This is a genomic window from Lactobacillus sp. ESL0677, assembly GCF_029392875.1.
In the GTDB taxonomy this organism is placed as follows: domain Bacteria; phylum Bacillota; class Bacilli; order Lactobacillales; family Lactobacillaceae; genus Lactobacillus.
Genome location: NZ_CP113946.1, coordinates 1,399,169 through 1,417,527 on the forward strand (window position 1 = coordinate 1,399,169; position 18,359 = coordinate 1,417,527).

Consider the following 18,359-nt stretch of genomic DNA (forward strand, 5'->3'; position numbering starts at 1 on the left):
TTCTATTCATTAACTGCTAAAATTTGTTCCTTAACAAACTGCTGATACTTAGGAACTTTTTGCATTAAGTCTTTATGCGTGCCACTGCCAATAACGCGATGTTGATCCAAAAAGTAGATTTTGTCTGAATCAACAATTGTTGACAGTCTGTGTGCGATCACAATTAAGGTTGTCTTCTGCCCCATCATAATTTTATTCAATGCATCCGAGACAATTTTTTCGGAATCAGGATCTAAGTTGGATGTTGCTTCGTCTAATATTAAAAAGTTAGCGTTTCTTAAATATGCACGTGCCAATTGCAAACGCTGCCTCTGACCACCAGATAGACCCACACCTTGCTCCCCAACAACCGTTTGCAATCCTTGCGGTAATTTTTTGATTTCAGCAGCTAAGTTAGCTTTTTCAAGTGCCGACCAAATTTCACTGTCTTTTGGTTTTTGGGCTAAACCAAAGGTTAAATTCAAATAAATTGTTCCAGAAATAATTGTATTTTCTTGTGTCACAACAGCAAACATGTCCCGCCAAGTGCTCAACTTATATTCTGACGCTTGTTCTTGACCCAAAAGTAGTTTTCCATGTTCTATCTCATACAGTCTTGCTAATAAGTTAATAATTGTTGTTTTCCCTGCACCAGATGGACCGACAATTGCTGTCTTCTTACCCGCTGCAAACTCAAGTGACACATTTTGTAAAACTGGTTCTTGATCGTTATAAGAAAAAGACACATTTTGCAAAACTAAATCGCCACATACAGGTAATTGTGATATTTGTTTTGTATAAACATCCTGTTCACCTTGCGTATTTAGAATCTTATTAAGCTTGACAGTCGCACCTTTAGCTTGCTTATATCCCGCATAAAAGTTGCCTAAAGAGTTAATAGGATCAATTACCTGGAAAAGATATATTAAAAAAGAAACTAATGTTCCAATACTCAAACTCTGCTGCTGGACACGAATACCACCATAAATAATAATCATTAAAATGATGCCAAGAGTAAAAACGGTTTGGATTGGCCCAACAATTGAAAAAATCTTGTCAGTTCTCTTAGATACCTTAAAGAGATTATTAACAACGTCTTTAAAATTAGCTAAAACTGGCCGATAGGCATTATTTAACTTAATGCTGCGAATATTGTAGAGATTTTCTGTACTTTGACCTGACAGTTCACTCAGCTTATTCTGCGTAATTACTGATAACTTTTCGCTAATCTTCCCGATAGGAATAGCAATAAAAATAATTAATGAAAAAGACAAAATAATAAATAATGTTAATCGCCAATCAAGACTAAAGAGAATTAAAAATGAACCAACAATCGTAATCAAACTATTAATCGTCGTTGGAATACTGCCAGTCATAAAATCCTGTACAACCTCAGCATCATTAATTACTCGACTTGAAAGCTGACCACTTCTTTTATCAGCGAAAAAGCTCATTGGCAGTGTAAGTAAATGCTGCTCAACCTGCATCCGCACAGCAGCAATCTTGCGATCGCCAGCAACACTGATGAGATACTCACTAATTGCACTCACAATAGCACTTAGAATAATTGCCACGGCAACTACTAACGCCAAATTGATATTCAAATGATGAACAATCTTGGTTTTAGCATCCACTAACTGCTTAATTACCAATGGTACCCAAATATTGACAAAGGTTCCACAAACACTAAGCAATATCCCGAAAACAAATCCCCACGATAAAGTATATAAAGTTATCTTCTTTTCCATAAGTAGACTCTCATTCTATTTCAACTAGTAAAGGCACATCCTAAAATAGCCTAAAGATGTGCCCTTAAAACTTAAAACAGAATTTATAATATCGGTGGCAATTTTATACTTCCGAGTGTATGCCCACAAATCAAAGACTTATATGTATTACCATCCGCATCTACACAAACATGAAATTTTAGTTTTTTCTTTCGCTTATGACATTTATGCTTTTTTTGTAGCTGCAAAATATTATTACTCATTATTATCACCTGCAATATTAATAATAAATATCAGAAATTTTATGTCCATGAACTACATTTCCACATAAAAGTGAAACATTGCCATGCTTTTTGTTATTCCTGTGCTTATGACCCTTATGCTTTAAAGCATATTTTTGTAAGGCTAAAATACATTCAAGCATAATTTACACATCTCCTTACATCAACTTATAATTTCAAGAATTTGAAATCATGATAACAAATATAAGTTCTATTCTTATGCTTTATTCCATGAATACCACTTTTCTTTTTGTTACCATCATGAGCTAATTTTTCTATTTGATTAATAAAGTTATCTATAATTTCATTCAATTTACATCACCTTCCTTTCAATTTAATAAATTTTTATTGACATTTTTATTAAATCAGGGTTATAAATACAAATGACAATTTGTTACCAAATTTCACATTTGTATATTTTTAGAAAGAGAAATTATGAAAACTTTTGGTGAAACCCTGCAGAAAATCCGTAAGTCACGAAACATTACTCAACAACAGTTAGCAAGTAATACTCAGATAAATAGATCAACAATCTCTAAAATTGAGCATTCAGCTGAAGAACCTGCTTATGAATTGGCAGTTAAATTAATAAATAATTTAGGAATTACACAAGAGGAGTTCTCTTATATTCGCAATAATTATCAGCTTGATACACATGACAAGATAATTTACGATTTTCTCAATATCGCTTACAGCTCGGAAACAGATAAGATCGACAAAATAATTGAGCAAATTGGACAACGTAACATATCAATTTCAGACCCAATTATGAATATATTGGTAACTATTCTACAGGGGCTAAAGGCTATTAATGCAAATGAATTGAACTTAGCTAAAGAGCTCATTTTACCTATTTGGAATGATTATTTAGCTAAAATTGAAACATGGACTATTTTAGATTTGTACGTAATAAATTTGATTTTTATTATTTTCGATGAAGAAACTATGGCTAGTATATCCGAACAGGCAATTCAGACAATTGAAAATAATTATCCATTTTTAAAATCATTAGAAGTCAATTTTCTTCTTAATCAAGCCATTCTTTATATGGAACGGCAAGATTTCAGCACTGCAATTACTAGTTTAAATAGAGCATTACCACTTATTGAGCATTCTTTTCGTTATGACAAACTGTTTTTAGCCAAAGGCAGACTAGCTATCTGTCATCATAATCAAAAAGAAGCTCTACATTGTTTAAGTGTTCTAAAGGAAATGGAGGCTACCAGTGTCTATCAAGCACTAAGCGAAGAAATAACCAAATTCAATAATCAATTTTAAAAAAGTATACGTAAAAAGGCTGTCACAATCGTGATAGCCTTTTTAATTACTATTTAACTTTATAGAGTAAAATTCAAATTTTCCAGACGACTTATAGCTTAATCTTGCCGCTAGCTAGCAGTTCATCGCATTTTTCTGGTTCAAAAGCAGCGCCAACCGTAAAGTCATCAGGAACAACCATGATCCCGCGCTTTTGTTCTGCATGTTCCAAGCCTAATTCACGAGCCGAACAAATCATCCCGTATGAGGCAACACCGCGCAAGTCACCGGGCCAGATTTGTTGACCATTAGGCATTAAAGTACCAGGAAGGGCAACGACAACTTTTTGACCTTGAGCAATATTAGGGGCACCACAAACGATTTGGTGTTCCTCGCCATCGCCAACTTCAATTGTTGTGACGTGCAAATGGTCAGAATCTGGGTGCTTATCGCAAGTTTTAACCAAGCCATAGACAAGTGTTGGCTTGCCATAGGCTAATTCAGCGTCAAAGCCTGCTTCTGCCAATTTTTTATTCAAAGCAGTCAGGTCATCAGCGGTTAACTTAACTTGTCCATCTGGCAATTGAGCGTAGTCAATTACTTGGTCAACGTTAAAAAAGTTATAACCAGTAACGTTGCCCTTTTCATCAATAACTTGGGTAATGTCACCCTTTTGGACGTATTCACTCTTACCACTATCTTGACCCAAAATCACGATTAAGGTGTTAGGGTAACTGCGTTTATTAATACTAGTAATCATTAAATTATCTCCTTCATTAGTCGAGTGACCGCAAAAAGTCCTCAACTTCGTCTTTAGTCTTGCGATCCTTATTTACTAGTCTACCAATTTCTGCGCCATCTTGGTAGACAACAAATGAAGGAATTCCCATAATATTTAATTCTTTAGCCAAATCAATTGAGCCATCACGGTCAATTTGATAGAACTTACTATCGGCAAAATCTTGCTCAATCGCAGGCATAAATGGGTCTAAGAAGCGGCAGTCTGGGCACCAATCAGCCGAAAATTCCAAGACAGTCCGGCCATTTTTAGTAATTTCAATTAATTTTTCTTGAGTTAATTCTTTAATTTGTTCCATCAGTAAAACCTCTTTTATTGTTATTCAATACTTAACTATTTTACTCCAAAATCAGCATGAAGAGCATAAATTGGATTACCTTTAGCAGCAAATTTGTGTTCATATTCTGTTTCAACGTTTTGCGTCACAATTTCTTCTGCCTCATGGTGTAAATCAACAGACACAAAGTCAAAGTGCATCCCGTAATTGTTCATACTCTGCAGCGAATACGCAAATAGCCCAGCATTATCCGTTTTAAACTCAATCTGGCCTGTGTCAGTCAGGACTTTTTCATATTTACTTAAAAATGATTGGTAAGTCAAGCGGCGTTTTTCGTGACGCGTCTTTGGCCACGGATCGCTAAAGTTAAGGTAAATGACATCTGTTGAATTGGGTGCAAAAAACGCATCAATTGCTGCCGCATCGGCACACAAAATCTGCAAATTATCTAGTTGCTTATCAAGCTTTGTGCGCAAGATAATGCCAGCAGCCGTAATTTGCAGTTCAACCGCCACAAAATTTTTCTCTGGGTGCATCTCGGCCAAGGTGGTAATAAAATGCCCTTTCCCTGAGCCTACTTCAATTTCTAAAGGTTGTTCAGGCTTAGGGAACCGCTTTGCCCAGTCAATCTTTACTTCTGGGTCTGGTCGGTCTAGAACACTCTCTGGATGGTTCTTCACTAATTCTACGGCCCACGGCTTGTTACGTAATCTCATTTATTAAATCTTCCTCTTCTTAATCTTATATGGTAGATACAGCTGCACAATAGATACACTAAAACAGGCTAGTAAACCAATTGCCTCCAGCAACTGTAAGTTAATCGGCAATAATAGCAGCCATGACACGCTAATCAATAACCATTGTAATAACATTGGTAAACTTAAAGCAACAATTAAGTCGTGGCCCCGATTTTGACGCATAATTGGTGCAACGCGATACATAATATTATCATCGAACTCGTCAGCCATAGGCAATAATTGATAAGCCGTCAAAAAGATTACTAGGCAAGATAATCCAAGTGCCCACGCCCAATTTTGGACAAGCCATGAGATAAGAATTGCAAAAGCGGTCATTCGCACCAACAAATTTAAATTTTCCGGATTCCGCAATAGCGCACGCCGATACAAAAAACGGTTAGGATTTTCGCTTTTAAGTGACCGCGGCAACAAAAAGTCTAGATACTTCCGCCGCTTGATAGTGACTTGCTTTTCTTTAACATCGGTAAACATGCTGAAGCCTGTATAGACCCGATTTTTACGTTTTTCTTCTAGAGCTACAGCATAACGCCAATCAAATAGTGTTTTCCGTTCCAAAAAGAAGTACATCGCAACAATGCCAGCTACTAATAAGACCAGTAACAACCAAATTAATATCGGCTGCATTATTGCTAAACACAGAACAATTAATAATGCCAAGTTAACTAAAACTAATGAAATTTTCCGACCAAAATACAGATTTTGCTGGGTGATTTTTAATTGTAAAATCTTACTAAGCCATACGGCAACTGCAAATTCCCAATAGCTTACCGGTGCTAGTCCCGCCTTAATCGTTGCAAACGGAAATAAAATGCCGGCTAGCAGCACAATTAATAATGTTGGCAGTACCATACTGTACTTAACTAAAGGACTTAAATATAAGTTCATCTGCTCATCTTGCGGCAATAAAAATTGTAAATCTGCACGCTGCAGGAGTGTAACTAGATTGCCGGTTAATAAGGGCAGCCATAATAACGCCGCAACTAGTGGCCGGTAAAACCATAATCCTTGCGGAATTGTCTTCATGCTTTGTGCATACCAATACATCAAGGCACCAAAGAGAAAAATTAACGCTAGGATAAAAAAATCGTTGAAAACTAACATTAAATATTTTAATGACTGTCGTAAATTACTCTGAAGTCGAATTTGAGCCAATCTACGCATGGTGCTGCTCCTGATTCAAAACTTGATAAAGCTTATCAAAAGCATCGCTGGGCTTCAAACCATAATGTGCCCGAATTTCATCAAGGCTGCCAATTATTTCAATTGTCCCATTATTTAAAACCGCATAGTTAGAGATTGCCTGTTCAGCGTCCGCTAAAACGTGGGTCGTCATCAAGACCATCTTATCGTCAGCAATTGCCTGTTTAATTAAGTCAATTAAATTAGCAACTGCCAACGGGTCAAGACCAGTGAACGGCTCATCAATCACCAATAAGCTGGTATCGGCTAAAAAGGCCGTCACAATCATTACCTTCTGCTTCATCCCTTTTGAAAAGTGAATTGGCAGCCAATCCAACTTGTCATCTAAGCGGAATAATTTTAATAATTTCTCTGCTCGCTCCCAAGCTGTTTGCGGAATTAGTTGGTAAGCCAGCATTGTCAATTCCAAATGTTCCGCCAAGGTTAATTCTGGATATAAAACCGGTGTCTCTGGAATATACGCAACCTCTTGCTTAAACTGCGTCGGCTGCTTAGTTAGTTCCACGCCATTAAGTCTGATTTTCCCCTTTTGCGGTCTTAATAAACCCAAAAGATGCTTGATTGTTGTGGACTTTCCCGCACCATTTAGTCCAATTAAACCCAAGGCCTCGCCCGGTTTAATCTCTAAGTTAATATTTCTAATTACTGGCACGCCCGTGTAGCCACCAGTTAAGTGCTCAATTTTCAGAACCATATTTCCTGTCTTTCTTTTAATGAATTTACTCATTTTATATGATAGCATGATATTAAAAGAAACTAAATTTTGAAATAAAAGAGGTATAAAAATGAATGAATTAAACGAAGACTGTTTATTTTGTAAAATTATCCGTGGTGACGTTCCTAGTTACACTGTTTTTGAAAATGATGATGTCAAGGCTTTCCTTGACCTATCACAAGTAAACCCGGGTCACACCCTGATGGTTCCCAAAAAGCATATTACCAACTTTTTTGATTACACATCAGAAGATGCGCGGCGCTTTTTGCAATATATCCCAGAAATTGCCAATGCAATCAAAAAGTTTGACCCTAAAATTACTGGCATGAATATTAATACCAATAATGGCAGTAGCGCCAACCAAGTTGTGATGCACTCACACATCCACTTTGTTCCCCGGTTTGAAGGCGACGGTCTTAAGCTTGCCACACGCAACAATGCAGATAAGTACAGTGAGGCCGATTACCAAAAGATTGCTGACGCAATTAAAGCCCAATTTTAAGGAGTAACTTATGAAACATTTTAGTTTAGGTATTGCTGCTGGTGCGGCTCTTGGCATGGTCTTATCGATACTAACCGATAATAAAGGCACTAGATACAGTGCACCAATTAAACATGAAGTTGATGGCACCGTAGAAGACACTAATAATCTTGTCTCGTCTGTCGCTAATTTAAAGGAAGCTAAACAAAGATTAACTGCGGTTATTCCTGAGACGCAAAAGGCAATTATCTCCTTACAAAATGATATTGGATATTATCAAGCAAAATTGGCCCGTCTAGTCGAAGATTTAAAGGGTCAAAGTGACGAATTAACTGCTGATTTGAATACTAAAGCCAAAAAATAGTAAAGAAAGTTTGAATTTTCTGTGAAAATAGAAAAATTAAAAACGCTGCCAGCTAATTTATGTTATATTAGTTGTCGATGACTTAATTTATTAAGGATGTGGAGAATCTATTTTATGAAAAAATATTTGAAAAAGGCAGCCGCAGTAATCGCTGTAGCTGGAATTGCATTATCAACTGCTGCTTGTTCTAATGGCGGTAAAACTGTTGCTTCATATAAGGGTGGTAAGATTACTCAAAATGATTACTACAACGAAATGAAGAAGTCCCAAGCTGGTCAATCAGCTTTGGCTAACATGATTATCAACCATGTTTTGGAACAACAATACGGCAGTAAAGTTTCAAAGAGCCAAGTTAACAAGCAATTTGATAACTACAAGAAGCAATACGGTTCTCAATTTAGCGCTGTTTTACAACAACAAGGCATGACGGAATCAAGCTTCAAGGATAATTTGAAGACTACTTTGCTTTCCGAAGCAGCTTTGAAAGACATCAAGAAAATTTCAAAGAGTCAAGAAGACAAGGCTTGGAAGTCATACCAACCTAAAGTTACTGTTCAACATATCTTAGTTACTAAGAAGTCAACTGCTGAAGACATTATCAGCCAATTAAAAGACGGTAAAAGTTTCAAGGCTTTGGCTAAGAAGTACTCAACAGATACTGGTACTAAAGCAAACGCTGGTAAGTTACCTGCCTTTGATTCAACCGACACAAGTTTAGATGCTGGCTTCAAGAAGGCAGCATTCCAATTGAAGACTGGTGAAATTACTAAGACTCCAGTTAAATCACAATATGGTTACCATATTATCAAGATGATTAACCACCCAGCCAAGGGTTCATTTGCTTCACATAAGAAGGAAATTGACAACCAAATTTACCAATCAATGTCACAAGACCAAGAAACAATGCGCGATGTTATCGCAACTGTTTTGAAGAAGGCTGATGTTTCTATCAAGGATAACGACTTGAAGAATGTTTTGGCATCATACGTTTCTACTTCAAAGAATTAATTTGAAATTAGTAATAAAAAAGAAGTTCGCTTGCGAACTTCTTTTTTTGTTTATTCTAACTTGTGCGACTTACTTAATGGCTCATCAACCTTAGGACGGTAAAATTTCCGTCCACCTTGGCTCATAATATTGTCAGTAAAATTGCCGGGCCGCGTATGTTGTAAGGCATTGGTAATGGCATAAACTGCCGCATCCATGTCATCAATACGGTGCAGTAATTCTGCTTCAAGCAGGGCCGGCAACTTTGGCGAGCCATACTCAAACTTACCGTGGTGCGACAATACCATGTGCCGCAATAATAATAAGTCTTCTGACTCAGTGTCAATCTTCATATCTTGTGCGGCCATCATAATTTGTTCATCAATCAATACCAAGTGACCAATAAGGTTACCTTCTGTTGTGTATTGCGTAGCTGCAGGGCCAGTTAATTCCAAGACTTTACCCATATCATGCAAAATGCAGCCAGCGTATAATAGCGACCGATTAACCTGCTGGTAATTATCCGCAATTCCCTTTGCATCCCGCAGCATCGACACCGTGTGAAAGGCTAAGCCGCCGCGCACAGCATGATGGTTACTCTTACCTGCAGGATAATCAAAGAAACGCTGATCCCACTTTTTCAATAAATAACGCACTATACGGTTCCATGTTGGATTTAAGATTTCAAACACATATTGGTTGATCTCTTCCTTCATGTCCGCAATCTTTTCGGGAGCCGACTTGATAAATTCTTTCAAATCATAGCCCTCCTCTGGTCCAACCACTCGTAAACTGTAAATCTTAATCTGCGGCTGATCTTGATATTCTTCGCGTCTACCATTGAGCTCAACAAGTGTGCCAGCACTAAAGGTTGCTGCATCCTGATTATTGGCATCCCAAAAATTACCACGAATTTCACCAGAGCTATCGCCAAAAGACATTGCTAAATATAACTTGCCCTTTTTGGTGTGGCGCAACTGGGAATTTTTAATTAAAACTACTAACTCTAATTCTTCACCATCATTGTAATCCAATAGGCGTCTAAACATTTTCAGTTCCTTTCGTAAAAGTCAGCGGTTGCAGCTTTAATTGCTTAACTAATTTCGTTTGTGCCGTAAAAATCAAAACTTGTGTAGTTTGTGCAATTTGCTTTAAAAGCTGTTCAATTTGGCCCGTTCTTTGATCGTCAAAATTAACAAATGAATCATCAATTAGGATTGGCAAATTAATTTGGTCCTTAACCTGCTGAACAAAAGCCAGCTTTAAGGCAAAGTAAAGTTGTTCCTGCGTACCGCGCGAGAGGTATTTCACCTTGATAGTCTTACCATCAGCTCGTGTGACAGATAATTTTTTATCAATTTTAATATCATTATACCGGTTATTTGTTAACAGTCGCAAATATTCTTTTGCATCGGTTAACATTTTGGGAAAACGTTCATTGGAAGCAAGGTCTAACGCACGACTAATCCACTTACTGGCAAACAAATTAGCTAAATATTCAGCGCTTTGATTGCGAAATAGCGTTTGTGTGTTGGCCAGTTCTTGTTTAGCCGTAAAGACAGCCGTCGAGCTAGCGAGATTAGCCATCTTAACGTTGGTTTCGGCAACCTGACCTTGAAGTTCATGATTTTGTTCTTCAGCCGCAGCGATTTTTTGTCGCAAAACATTTTCCTTTGCCTGTACCTTAGGCGCATCTTGTAAAAATTGGGCTAACTGTGATAAATCATTTTGCAAATTAGCCGTCAAAGCTGCAATCTGAGTTTTAATTGTTTCTTGTTGCTGCTTAAAAATTTGGAGCTGATCATAATCAGCTAAGGTTTTAACACCAGCTTCGGCTAACGCGGCTTTCAATTTTAATTGTACTCGCTGCAACTCGGCATTATTTTCTGCCAAGCTACTTTCCACTGTTGCCTTAACTTCTGCTTGATGCTGCTTTTGCTTTTCTTGTTCAGCCAGTGAATCAAGTGCAGTAATCACACCTGCAAAATCTGTTGGTACATTGTGGTTTAAGACCATACTCAATTCGCGTGCTAATTGGTCAACTCGCTCTTGCAAATCAGCTAGCTGCTCGCGATTGGTCTGCTCATTTTGCTTCTGCAATTGATATTGTCGCCACTGATTGAGCAAATTAGACAAGTCCAAGGTTTCCGGATTAAGGTGATACTTTTGGCTAAAAGCAGTTTGCATTTGCTTAATTTTAACTTGCTTTGCACGCACGGCTGCTTGCCTATTCTCCTGCATTTTTTGCTGCTTAATAGCCCACCCAGCACCAATAATTCCGCAAACTAATAGAAGACCGCCGACAATTTGCGGACCAGTCATTAGTAAAATCACACCAATGAGTGCCAAAATACCAGTTACTACCAGCCAAATTCGATTATTAGAATTATCACTTTGAACTGCCGGCTGCTTAGATGGTAATTCTCGATAATCTTGCTGCAACTTAATAATTGCCTCTTGATTAAGCCCAATAATCTGGCGTAAATCTGGCGTTAGCGCCAATAATTGTTGCTCAGCCTGCGTAATCTGTTGCGCCTTTTGCACACATGAAGAATACTCTGCTTTCCATTGCAATAATTCTGGCTTTTTCTGAACCAATTTGGCTGCTCTAGCATTTTCAGCAATATCAGTAAACTGCGTTAGTCGCTTTCTTAAGCCCGCAATCGTCTGTTGTAAGTTCTGTTGCTGGACAGCAAATTTTTGTGCAAGTTGATACTGCTCTGGATCAAACTTAACCTCTTTTAACTGCTGCTTCAACTCCTGCAGTTTTTGATAATTCGGCAGCTGCTTACGCAACTGCTTAATCTGATTCAGTTCACTTTGCAACTTGTGTAATTCCGCTTCACTATTTTTTTGCGAATTTTTCTGCTCAAGTGCGCTAGACTCTAAGACCTGATAATCAGTAAATTCACCCTCGGTTTCATCTAACTGTGCTCTTTGCTCCTGCATCTTCGACAGCAGCTTATTTACTGGCGGAAGTGATCCTCGACTCTTAAATAATTTATCCGCAGCTTTGGCAAACTTGTCCCGCAAATCAATGAGTTGGTCGCTATTGGCAGCACCCAAATAATAAATCCGCTCCAAGAGATCTGTCTGGCTAATGTCAATTACTTTAGCCAACATATCTTGATTAAAAATAAAACTTGCAGCATAAAAATCACCGTCAATATTTTTAATTTGGTCAAAAAAGACACTTTCAGGAACAACTTGCCCGTCACATTTAACGGTCAATGTTCCCAATTTTGATCCCTTACCGCTGGCATACAACCGTTCTAGTTCAAACTGCTGCCCATTTTCCGCAGTAAAAAATAGCGAGCCACCCATTGGACTGACACGTGCCAACGGTTTGTAATCTTCAAAAAAGTCGCTAGTGCGTTTGCCCAAATGAAAGCCAAACAAGACTTGTTTAATAAAGGCCACAACCGTGCTCTTGCCCGCTTCATTAGCACCAAAAAAAACATTCAGATTTTCAGCTGCTAAATCAAAGGTAAAATTTGAAAACTGGCCAAAATTAATAATTTTTATCTTAATCAGTTTCATCGTTAATCCCCTTTAAATTATTGTTCAGCTTAACTGCAGCTAAATCCTTAACCTCTTGTAAAAATTGCGGATCTTGTGCAAGTATTGCAGCTAATTCATCCTTTTTAATCCAATCTTGACTTAACTTAGCAAATGTTTCTGGCTCAAACAGCTCCTCCTCGGCTTGCGTGAAATAAGCTTGGTCATTGGCAGCAATTTCTAAGCGACTATTAGTAGTGAAACGCACATCTACTAATTGCGACTCAAAAGCCAATTTTCGCGAAATTCCCTGCCAATAATTAGTATCCTGCACCAGTTCCCGCTCTTGATCGTTCAAATATTCGGCGCCAATAATTTGCAAGCTATAATAAGTCGTTGCTTCTGGTTTAAGGCTTGCCAAAATATGCATTTGTAAATCATTAGGCGTAATTTCAGCAGTTAAAGTCAGTGTTGCTTTTGCCCAACCAATTGGACTAGTTGGCATGAATTTAATTTGCGTCTTCTTGGTCTGCTCGTTAATTATTCCCAGATAACAGCCCTTAACGCCCAACTCGTTAATGTGGCGGCCCTGAATATTACCGGGGTAAACAATTAGCGGTGTTTCTGACAAAATTTGCCGCAAGTGAATATGGCCAAGAGCAAAATAATCATAATTTAGATTTTTTAATTCGCTTAAATTAAACGGTGCATAAACATTTTGACTGGCTTGCCCCGCCTTTTCTTGGGCGTGCATCATCCCAAAGGTATAGTGCGCAGTTTTAGCAGGAAAGTGCGGCACGAGGTCAGAAGTAATGTGATTGTTAAGATAAGAAAAACCGCTAACGTCGTAGTCAAAGCCGCTTCTAGTTTGGCAAGACACAGTTTCAACCTGCTCACCATCGCCCAACAATTTGAAGTACGGACTAGCTGCCACTAATAAATCTGCTGCCTGCATGTGATCATGATTACCAAAAATCATTACTACCTGAATTTGAGCATCTGTTAGGCGCTTAATTTGGTCAGCCAAAAACAACTGACTGCGGGGATTAGGCCGGCTGCTATCAAAAGTATCGCCAGCAATTAATACTAGATCAACCTGTTCTGCTAAGGCGAAATCAACAATCTTACTTAAAGACTGATTGGGTGCTTGTTGAATTTGAGAAAATCGCTTAGATGGCAAAAAAGATAGCCCCAAAAATGGACTATCTAAATGTGCATCCGCAAAGTGGATAAATTTCATAATTTTTTCTAGTTTCTAAGACCTTCATAAAGATCATTAATCGGCTTGGTAATTGCCTTTTGAACATCATCAATTGTCTTATACAACCCTTGTTCTGCTTGCAAAAGTTTTAAAATTTGTGGATCCTTTTGTACTTTTTCATTCAATTGCTTATATTCGTCTTGAATATCCTTGCCAATATCCTGACCTTGAGCTTGGGCTTGCATAATTTGCGCTTGCATCTTGTCCATTTCCTTAAACAAGGCTGAACTGTCAGCGTTCTTCTTAACGCCGTCAATTGCTTCTTCTAAAGCCTTGTATTCGTCGATTTTCTCCAAGTCAGAAGCTAATTGATTAGCTGAGTCGTAGATGTTTACCATATAAAAAGTCCTCCTAAATTAATGGCCAATTAGGCCCTTAACATCATTATACCATTCATTGAGCTTTTGACTCGCCGAACCAAAACCTTTTTCAATTTTATCGCCAAGACCACTGGTCCAATCCGAGCCAGCACCATTTTGCTTAATAATTTGGTTAGGCGCCTTCTCAGTAAACTGATTTTGCGCGGTATACGGTAAAATGCCTTCCATTTCGGCCTTATAAAGCCGCGTAATGCCAGTTTCCGAAACGCCATGCATGTAATGCTCCCTGTTGGTCTTATCAAAACCAACCCAAGTTGCTACAACAACATCCGGCGTGTAGCCAACAATCCACTGATCCTTGGTACCAAAGCCATACGAGTTCGGTACTTCTGTTGAACCCGTCTTTCCGGCAACGCGGTAACCATTTGGTTGCGCCGAAGTTGCTGTCCCGCTACTGAAAACGCCTAGTAACATTGTCGTCATTTCTTTAGCAGTATTAGTTGAAATCACACGGTGAGTACCCGGATTGTGATTTTCAGCCAAGACATTGCCGCTGGCATCAGTTATCTTCGTAATAAAGTACGAGCTATTTGGCAGATTACCCTTATTGGCAAAGGCAGAATAAGCTCTAGCCATTTGCAAAGGTGACACACCACTGGACAAACCGCCAAGAGCCAAAGCTAAGTTTTGGTCGGACTTAGGCACCTTGAGGCCAAAGTTACTAGCCGACTGTACACCCTTGGCAACACCAATTTTATCGAGTAGCCAGACTGCTGGTACATTCTTACTTTGCGCTACAGCTGTGTACATCGGAATTTTGTCAGAATAACCATTATCAACATTATGCGGCTCATAGCCATTCTTGCCAAAGCGTTGCAGCTTATTTGAAAGTTGTGAGTCGTAGTGATAACCCTCTTGCAGTGCTGGCGCATACGTAACTAGCGGCTTAATCGACGACCCTGGCTGGCGCTTCATTTGCGTTGCCCGATTATAACCGCGAAAGACGTGCTTGCCGCGGCCACCAATAACTGCCCGCACAGCACCAGTTGCCGGATCCATCACGACACTGGCCCCTTGAGTTTGGGCACCATCTGCCGCATTTTGTGGAAACAGCCAATCCTGATTAAATTTATCCTGCAATTGCGCCTGATAATTTTGGTTCAATGTCGTATAAATTTTCAGGCCCTTGTTCATCACGTCTTCTTCTTTTAAGCCATAACGGTTAATCGCCTCATCAACCACCGCATCAAAAAAGTACGGATAACGGTAACCATCTTGATTATGGTAAGCATCGACCAGCATTAAGCCCTGTTTTTGGGCAGTCTTAGCTTCTGATTGAGAGAGCTTTTTATTTTCAACCATTAGCTTTAAAATTAAATTTCGCCGCGAAAGTGCATATGACATGTGGTCAATCGGATTATATTGGCTAGGATTACGTAAAATCCCAGCCAAAGTAGCACCCTCACTGGCAGTCAGCTGGCTAGCATCCTTGCCAAAGTACTTTTTACTAGCATCCTGCACGCCCCAAACGCCATTGCCAAAATAGGCATTATTGAGATACATTGTTAAAATATCTTTTTTAGAATAAACGTGCGTAATCTCAATAGCAAAAAACAGTTCCTCTAATTTACGTGAAAATGTTTGCCGCTGCGTTAACAGCGCGTTCTTGGCAAGTTGCTGGGTAATAGTTGACCCACCACCAGAAATTTGCCCATGATGAATAACAATGCCTAAACCAGCCCGAGCCATCCCCTTGATACTGAAGCCTGGGTTAGTCCAAAATGTCCGGTCTTCAGTCGAAATGACGGCATTCTTGACATTTGGCGAAATTTTATTATATTCGACAAAGGAACCTTTTTGTGAATACAGCGACCCTGCCTTTTGACCTTTATAATCATAAATGGCAGTCGTTGTTGACAAAGAGGCCTTTAAATTAGATATATTCGAAGTTTTTACTTTAACGGTATAATACGTACAAACCAAAAGGATCACGCTAAGCAGGATTAAAATAATCCAGCGACCGATATAAAAACGGTTATCAAAGCGACGCCACGCCCCACTCAAACCGTTTTTCTTTGGTTCATTATTGTCCATAAATTCTGCTCCTTTTAGAAACACCTAAAATTGTATCATATTAGAAGAGGATTAGTTTTATTTACAAAAAGACTTAATAAATATTTATGAGCTATTATTTTACACTTAATTATCCCAAAAATCTCAAACCATGTTCTGTTGGTGACTTGTTACGCCAGCTGTTAGTGCCGCGCAAGTGGCGTCATTTCTTACGAATTGAGCAAAAAATCCGCGTCAATGGACATTATCGGTATTTTAACCAATTGGTTTACCCAAATGACAAAATCGAATTAGAATTGGACTGCGTTGAATCTGAGCAAGGTGCTTATCCAGCTAGTGGCAATCTGCCCGACGTTATTTATGAAGATCGTGATGTGCTTGTGATTAATAAGCCTGCTGGGCAAAAGACACACCCTAACTTAGCCGAAACCGATACGGCACTAAATGACTGCGCTACTTATTTAGGCTTCAGTCCCTTTGTGGTTCACCGCCTAGATATGTTAACCAGCGGCTTATTGCTAGTTGCCAAAAATCCGGCGGTTGTGCCGATTCTTAACCGCGAATTGACTACTAAAATTTTTCATCGTGAGTATATGGCGGTCGTTAATCACCCAGAGAAATTGCAAGCAAGTGATACAATTACTCTACCTATCGGTCATAACCCCAATGACCAACGCAAGAGAATGGTCCGTGCAGATGGTCTGACCTCAATTACCCATTATCAAGTTTTAAGCCAAACATCTGACACAGCACTAATTAAATTGCAGCTTGAAACCGGCCGAACACACCAACTTCGTGTTCACCTAGCTGCCATTGGCTGCCCAATTGTTGGTGATCCACTCTATAATCCGGAATGCAGACCAGATGAATTTTTACACTTAACTGCCTACCAGATGTCGTTCACTAAGCCGTTTGCCTTTGATCAAGTTCAGGTTAAACTGCCGCAAGAAAAGCTAAAATTTTAAGATGCGCAAACTAAAAAGACTTCTTTTCCATTTTGGAAAAGAAGTTTTTTTATGATAAAAATGATCGGCAAATTTTTACTAACAAGTTAGTCGCACCTACCCCAGCCCGCTTATCATAATATGCACTAAAGCGGCTGTCACATTGATAGAGCTGAATAATTCCCAAGTGAATTTTAGTCGAATATTGCGGCAATAATTGTTTAAGCCAAGACTGGTGTTCTGTAAAAATATCTTGTTTCAGTTCTGCTTCTTTTTCTGGATTAAGCAGCACAGTATGTAAGTTTTGGATTAATTTTGTTTCATTATTAACTAGACCGCGATATGAACTCTCTGAAATTTTGGTGAATTTTTCTTGAGCTGCTTCATAAGTAGCCTCACCATATTTTTGCCTAAGCTCGTCACCATAATTTGCTTCATTTTCTTGCAATAATGTTTCTTTCAGTCCGGCAAATTTTTCTATATCTGTCATTGTAATTTCTCCTTTTCTTGCCTGAATAGTTTGTTTAACATTATTGATTACTTGCTCCAGTTCTTGCTTTTGCTTATTCAGCATTTTCATTTGTAAATCTAGCGCTGCATCAAGATTAAATTCTGGATTTTGTAAAATATCCTTAATGACGCTTAATTTGAAGCCCATCTTTTTGAAAATAAGGATTTGCTGTAAAGTAGTCACATCATTTTCCCGATATACGCGATAATTTGATGAAGCATCCCGCTCAGGCTTAATCAGTCCAAGTTGCTCATAATAGCGCAAGGTGCGTGCAGATAAACCCGTTAGTGCCTGAATTTTTTTGCTAGTAATCAATATTGGTACCTCCTATTCACAACTATAGAGGTTGACGCAAGGTCAGGGTCAAGAGAATTATCGTAATTAAATAAAATCTGCTGCAATCAGATGCGTCTTTGTCATTTTCAAGCACAAAATCGCCGCATACGGTAAATTTTGCCAAACACTGAATCCTTGGCCGTGATGTAAATAATCATAGACCAAACTCATTACTGTTCCGTGAGTACCAATTGCAACAGTACCTGATTCAGGTATTTTCTTTAAAAAATCAAGATACCTTGTCTGCGCTTCTACTAAAGATTCACCGCCTTTTGCAGTATAAGTAAAATCCTGCCACTGCCTTTGAATGTATTCACGAAAAGCTTTTGCATTACTAAACCACTCTGGCATTCTGCGCTCAATAAGTAAATTGCTGGTTTGAATTACCAGATTTTGTTGCCGCGATAGCGGTGTTACTATTGCCACAGCTCTAGCAAACGGACTTGAATAAATGGCAGTCAAAGTTACGTTTTTAAATTTAGAAGCAACTTCTGTTGCTTGCTGCTGTCCCAGCTTGGTTAACGGTCTTGTCCAATCATCATGCACGCGCGTGTCAGGTTCACCATGCCTGATTAAATAAATTGTGGTCAT

General features: G+C 38.7%; 18 protein-coding genes. 5 read left to right on the forward strand and 13 right to left on the reverse strand.

What is annotated here, in order from left to right; all coding sequences use genetic code 11:
• Nucleotides 1-2: 2 nt before the first annotated feature.
• Nucleotides 3-1,727: an ABC transporter ATP-binding protein gene (locus OZX76_RS06765; protein WP_277178939.1), complete on the reverse strand. Its 1,725-nt coding sequence runs from the start codon at nucleotides 1,725-1,727 to the stop codon at nucleotides 3-5.
• Nucleotides 1,728-2,422: 695 nt separating this feature from the next.
• On the opposite strand from OZX76_RS06765, the gene OZX76_RS06770 reads away from it, so the two are divergent.
• Nucleotides 2,423-3,265 (forward strand): Rgg/GadR/MutR family transcriptional regulator, encoded by an 843-nt coding sequence (locus tag OZX76_RS06770; RefSeq protein WP_277178941.1) that lies wholly within the window; start codon nucleotides 2,423-2,425, stop codon nucleotides 3,263-3,265.
• Nucleotides 3,266-3,356: 91 nt separating this feature from the next.
• Here the strand turns inward: OZX76_RS06770 and ytpR are convergent, their stop codons facing one another.
• Genes ytpR through OZX76_RS06795 form a run of 5 tightly spaced genes read right to left on the reverse strand, consistent with a single transcriptional unit; the run spans nucleotide 3,357 to nucleotide 6,972 of the window.
• A complete protein-coding gene (gene ytpR / locus OZX76_RS06775; RefSeq protein WP_277178943.1) occupies nucleotides 3,357-4,004 on the reverse strand; it encodes a YtpR family tRNA-binding protein in 648 nt (215 codons plus the stop codon).
• A gap of 16 nt (nucleotides 4,005-4,020) precedes the next feature.
• Nucleotides 4,021-4,341, reverse strand: coding sequence for a thioredoxin family protein (locus tag OZX76_RS06780; protein WP_277178945.1), 321 nt, complete (start codon nucleotides 4,339-4,341; stop codon nucleotides 4,021-4,023).
• Nucleotides 4,342-4,376: 35 nt separating this feature from the next.
• On the reverse strand, nucleotides 4,377-5,036 hold the full coding sequence (gene trmB / locus OZX76_RS06785) for a tRNA (guanosine(46)-N7)-methyltransferase TrmB (protein WP_277178947.1): 660 nt from the start codon (nucleotides 5,034-5,036) through the stop codon (nucleotides 4,377-4,379).
• 3 nt (nucleotides 5,037-5,039) lie between these two features.
• On the reverse strand, nucleotides 5,040-6,239 hold the full coding sequence (locus OZX76_RS06790; protein WP_277178949.1) for an ABC transporter permease: 1,200 nt from the start codon (nucleotides 6,237-6,239) through the stop codon (nucleotides 5,040-5,042).
• The gene (locus OZX76_RS06795) at nucleotides 6,232-6,972 is read right to left on the reverse strand and encodes an ABC transporter ATP-binding protein (protein ID WP_277178952.1); all 741 of its coding nucleotides are present in this window, start codon (nucleotides 6,970-6,972) and stop codon (nucleotides 6,232-6,234) included. Before OZX76_RS06795 ends, OZX76_RS06790 begins: the two co-directional genes overlap by 8 nt.
• Nucleotides 6,973-7,063: 91 nt before the next feature.
• Between OZX76_RS06795 and OZX76_RS06800 the strand changes: the two genes are divergently transcribed.
• The 3 genes from OZX76_RS06800 to OZX76_RS06810 all read left to right on the forward strand — a co-directional run bounded on the left by OZX76_RS06800 (nucleotide 7,064) and on the right by OZX76_RS06810 (nucleotide 8,846).
• Complete coding sequence (locus tag OZX76_RS06800; RefSeq protein WP_277178953.1) at nucleotides 7,064-7,495, forward strand: HIT family protein; 432 nt, start codon at nucleotides 7,064-7,066, stop codon at nucleotides 7,493-7,495.
• Between the two features lie 10 nt (nucleotides 7,496-7,505).
• The gene (locus tag OZX76_RS06805) at nucleotides 7,506-7,838 is read left to right on the forward strand and encodes a hypothetical protein (RefSeq protein WP_277178955.1); all 333 of its coding nucleotides are present in this window, start codon (nucleotides 7,506-7,508) and stop codon (nucleotides 7,836-7,838) included.
• 114 nt (nucleotides 7,839-7,952) lie between these two features.
• Nucleotides 7,953-8,846, forward strand: coding sequence for a peptidylprolyl isomerase PrsA (locus OZX76_RS06810; RefSeq protein WP_277178957.1), 894 nt, complete (start codon nucleotides 7,953-7,955; stop codon nucleotides 8,844-8,846).
• Between the two features lie 50 nt (nucleotides 8,847-8,896).
• Here the strand turns inward: OZX76_RS06810 and OZX76_RS06815 are convergent, their stop codons facing one another.
• Genes OZX76_RS06815 through OZX76_RS06835 form a run of 5 tightly spaced genes read right to left on the reverse strand, consistent with a single transcriptional unit; the run spans nucleotide 8,897 to nucleotide 15,998 of the window.
• A complete protein-coding gene (locus OZX76_RS06815; RefSeq protein WP_277178959.1) occupies nucleotides 8,897-9,874 on the reverse strand; it encodes an HD domain-containing protein in 978 nt (325 codons plus the stop codon).
• Nucleotides 9,867-12,365: an AAA family ATPase gene (locus OZX76_RS06820; RefSeq protein WP_277178962.1), complete on the reverse strand. Its 2,499-nt coding sequence runs from the start codon at nucleotides 12,363-12,365 to the stop codon at nucleotides 9,867-9,869. Before OZX76_RS06820 ends, OZX76_RS06815 begins: the two co-directional genes overlap by 8 nt.
• Entirely contained in the window at nucleotides 12,352-13,563 is a 1,212-nt protein-coding gene (locus tag OZX76_RS06825) for a DNA repair exonuclease (protein WP_277178964.1), read from the reverse strand. The genes OZX76_RS06820 and OZX76_RS06825 overlap by 14 nt, the downstream gene beginning before the upstream one ends.
• Nucleotides 13,564-13,571: 8 nt before the next feature.
• The gene (locus tag OZX76_RS06830; RefSeq protein WP_277178966.1) at nucleotides 13,572-13,922 is read right to left on the reverse strand and encodes a YlbF family regulator; all 351 of its coding nucleotides are present in this window, start codon (nucleotides 13,920-13,922) and stop codon (nucleotides 13,572-13,574) included.
• An 18-nt stretch (nucleotides 13,923-13,940) separates the two neighbouring features.
• Complete coding sequence (locus OZX76_RS06835; RefSeq protein ID WP_277178968.1) at nucleotides 13,941-15,998, reverse strand: PBP1A family penicillin-binding protein; 2,058 nt, start codon at nucleotides 15,996-15,998, stop codon at nucleotides 13,941-13,943.
• 86 nt (nucleotides 15,999-16,084) lie between these two features.
• Between OZX76_RS06835 and OZX76_RS06840 the strand changes: the two genes are divergently transcribed.
• Nucleotides 16,085-16,942, forward strand: a complete 858-nt coding sequence (locus OZX76_RS06840) for an RluA family pseudouridine synthase (protein WP_277178970.1) — start codon at nucleotides 16,085-16,087, stop codon at nucleotides 16,940-16,942.
• A gap of 49 nt (nucleotides 16,943-16,991) precedes the next feature.
• Here OZX76_RS06840 and OZX76_RS06845 read toward each other — a convergent pair whose 3' ends face one another.
• Nucleotides 16,992-17,747, reverse strand: a complete 756-nt coding sequence (locus OZX76_RS06845) for a MerR family transcriptional regulator (RefSeq protein ID WP_277178972.1) — start codon at nucleotides 17,745-17,747, stop codon at nucleotides 16,992-16,994.
• Nucleotides 17,748-17,813: 66 nt separating this feature from the next.
• Nucleotides 17,814-18,359: a histidine phosphatase family protein gene (locus OZX76_RS06850; RefSeq protein ID WP_277178975.1), complete on the reverse strand. Its 546-nt coding sequence runs from the start codon at nucleotides 18,357-18,359 to the stop codon at nucleotides 17,814-17,816.